Below are 1,312 nucleotides of genomic sequence, written 5' to 3'. Positions count from 1 at the left end.
GGCGCCCCCGGGGGGGGGGCCGGGAGCCCCACCGCGCAGAGGGCCGGCGCCCCCCCCCCCCTCGTCCACCGCGAGGCACCGGGCCGCTGGTACCCGGCCGCCGGCTTCACCGGCGGCACCCTGCCCGCGCTCGCGGTACAGACCGGTGAGGCACAGGAACTGCTCGCCCGGCTCGCGCGGGGCGAGGTCACCCTGGCCTGGAAGGGCACCGCGAAGAGCCCCTACATGTACAACCTGTCGTTCCCGGACGAGGGTTCGGTGCACCGCGACCGCACCCACCGCGTCCGCGACAGCCGCCTCGGCAAGGTCGACACGACCTATCACGCGATGGGCGTGGCCGGCGACTACATCGACACGGTCTCCACGCTCCGCCCCGACGGCCGTGCGTTCTTCTTCGGCGACATCGAGACGGTCCCCGCGCCCGGCAGGCGCACCGAGTTCTACTCCACCGAGGACGACGCGGCCTGGCAGCGCTCGCTGTCCAGCTCCTTCCCGTTCGGCGAGTTCATGGTCGACAGGACCCGCACCTACAAGCCCGGCTCGTCCCGCGCCGAGAGCTGGTACGACGGAGTGATCACGCCGCGCGCCCGGCTCGACGAGAAGGGCGGGCAGACGCTTGCGGCCGAGCGTCAGGGCAACCTGATCGGATTCGACTCGGCCGTCTACGGAGACCGTGAACACAGCGGTGAACAGGGCGCGTTCGGCGATATCGGCGGTCTGGCGCTCCGCAAGGACGGTGAGCTGATCGGCGAGTCCGGGTATCCGTTCGGTGTCTTCGACGTACCGGCCGAGGAGGCCACGTACGAACTCACCCAGTACCTGCAGAAGATCGGCGCCCCGGCGCAGGTCTGGAAGCGTTCCCAGGAGATGCAGACCACCTGGAAGTTCCGCTCGAAGCTCGACGAGTCGGTGTACTCGCAGGGCCTCGGCATCCTCTTCCCGCGCTACACGCTGCCCGAGGACGGCCTGAAGACCCTCGCCGCCGAGGACGGACAGAAGATCGGCCTGAGCGTCACCGGGCACGCGGGCTACACCCCGGGCGCCATCGAGTCGGCGAAGCTCTCGTACTCCTACGACCAGGGCGCGACCTGGACCGAGGCGAAGATCTCCGGCTCGGGTGACACCCGCACCGCGACGGTGGATCACGCGGGAGCGTCGGGCAAGCAGGTCTGGCTGAAGACCGAACTGACCGACACCCACGGCAATTCCGTCACCCAGACGGTGGTCCGCGCGTACGACGTGCGCTGACCTCCGTCACCCGCAAGACCGGTCCGCCGGGCGTCCTTCCCGTGGGGGGTGGGGCCGCCCGGCG

1 pseudogene is annotated in these 1,312 nt (G+C 70.7%); it reads left to right on the top strand.

Annotated features, from left to right (window positions below):
* A pseudogene (locus tag JAO81_RS06745) lies at window positions 1-1,248 on the top strand (peptidase); the annotation flags it as partial.
* Between the last annotated feature and the right edge of the window lie 64 nt (window positions 1,249-1,312).

It is taken from the genome of Streptomyces sp. N35 (genome assembly GCF_016464295.1).
Taxonomy (GTDB): Bacteria; Actinomycetota; Actinomycetes; order Streptomycetales; family Streptomycetaceae; genus Streptomyces.
This window is presented reverse-complemented; position numbering and strand designations above follow the sequence as displayed.